Origin of the sequence: Ciceribacter ferrooxidans, assembly GCF_004137355.1 — a bacterium.
Taxonomy (GTDB): domain Bacteria; phylum Pseudomonadota; class Alphaproteobacteria; order Rhizobiales; family Rhizobiaceae; genus Allorhizobium; species Allorhizobium ferrooxidans.
This window is the reverse complement of record NZ_SDVB01000164.1, coordinates 1-1,352: the sequence shown is the minus strand read 5'-3', so window position 1 is coordinate 1,352 and position 1,352 is coordinate 1. Positions and strand designations below refer to the sequence as shown.

At 65.8% G+C, this 1,352-nt stretch carries 1 protein-coding gene; it reads right to left on the bottom strand.

Annotation, left to right across the window (positions count from 1 at the left end):
* Nucleotides 1-1,110, bottom strand: a 1,110-nt coding sequence (locus EUU22_RS04320; RefSeq protein ID WP_129330843.1) for an IS110 family RNA-guided transposase, incomplete at its 3' end; no start/stop codon positions are given.
* Nucleotides 1,111-1,352 lie beyond the last annotated feature (242 nt).

The window sequence follows — 1,352 nt, the reverse complement described above, 5'->3', positions numbered from 1 at the left end:
GCGACGTCTGGCCAGAGCGATGACGGCCTGATGATGGCGTTTGCCCTCGCGGCGTTTACGGGCGTAGAAGGCGCGGCTGTCTGGCTGGGCGAGCGAACAGAAGGCGGATTGGTAGAACACCCGCTTGAGGCCCTTATTGCCGCCGGCAGGACGTCGCAGGAAGCGGGTTTTGCCGGATTGGCGCAGCACGGGGGCGATGCCGGCCGCGGCTGCGAGCGCGTCGGCCGAGCGGAAGCGGGAGAGATTGCCTGCCTCGGCGATGAACTCGGCGGTGAGCACGACCCCCATGCCAGGCAGGCTGCGGATGAGGGCCGCGTCAGGGTGGCGTTGAAGAAGTGCCTCCAGCTCGCGGTCGATCTCCAAGAGACGGGCCCTGGTTGCGAGCGCTTCGACGGCCAGTTCTCGGATGAGGCGCGCACTCGTGCGCTCGGCGGGCACGCTGATGGCTTGTTCGGCCGCGGCGGCGAGCGCGCGTTCGGCAAGGGTCTCAGGGTGCGGGATACCGCCGCCGGTCTTGAGATGGCGGAGGATCCGTTTGGCGCCGGCGGCGCGCAGTTCGGCTGGCGTGACATAGCGCGTCAAAAGGTGCAATGGCCCCTTGGTGGTGAGGTCGAGGCTGCGCTCGAGGCCGGGAAAAATGGCGGCGAGCAGGTCGTGCATGCGCCCCAGACGCTGGGTTTGGGCATCGACCAAATCGCGCCGCCGGCCAACCAGCAGCCTGATCTCGAGATCGAGCTCAGAGGCCGGTTCGATCGCACGCAGATCTGTGCGCATGCGGACCTGATCGGCGATGGTCTGGGCATCGCGCGGATCGGACTTGTTCTCGCCGCCGACGGTGCCCTGACGCGCCCGATTGACGGCCAGACCGGGGACATGAACCAGGCCGAAACCGGCCTCGGCCAACATGGCCTCGATGAGTCCAGCGATGCCGCCAATGACGTCGAGGCCGATACTGACCGTGCCGCCGAGCGCCCTCAGCTCGTCAATCAGGTCGGCGATCGCCGTCGGGGTATTCTCGACCTTGCGGTCAATATGGATGGTACCGTCGCTACCGATGGCAGTGACCCAGTGGATATCCTTGGCAATATCGATGCCGACACTGATGCGCATTCTCCCCTCCGCGCGTTGACCACGATTAGGCGTTCCGCCCACGCCGTCATCGCCCTACACAGCGATCAATCGCAGAGCCTAATCAGCGGTCGAGGCGGTGTGGCGCTACCGGGGGATCTGCCTCCTGAGCCATCCATGGCAGCCAGCATGAAAACCATCCCGGCAGCGCCGCCCGGCGGAAATTTTGCCACGGCAGTAGCAAACCGCAAGGCGCTGTTCACACAGCATCTGAAAGGTAGGGC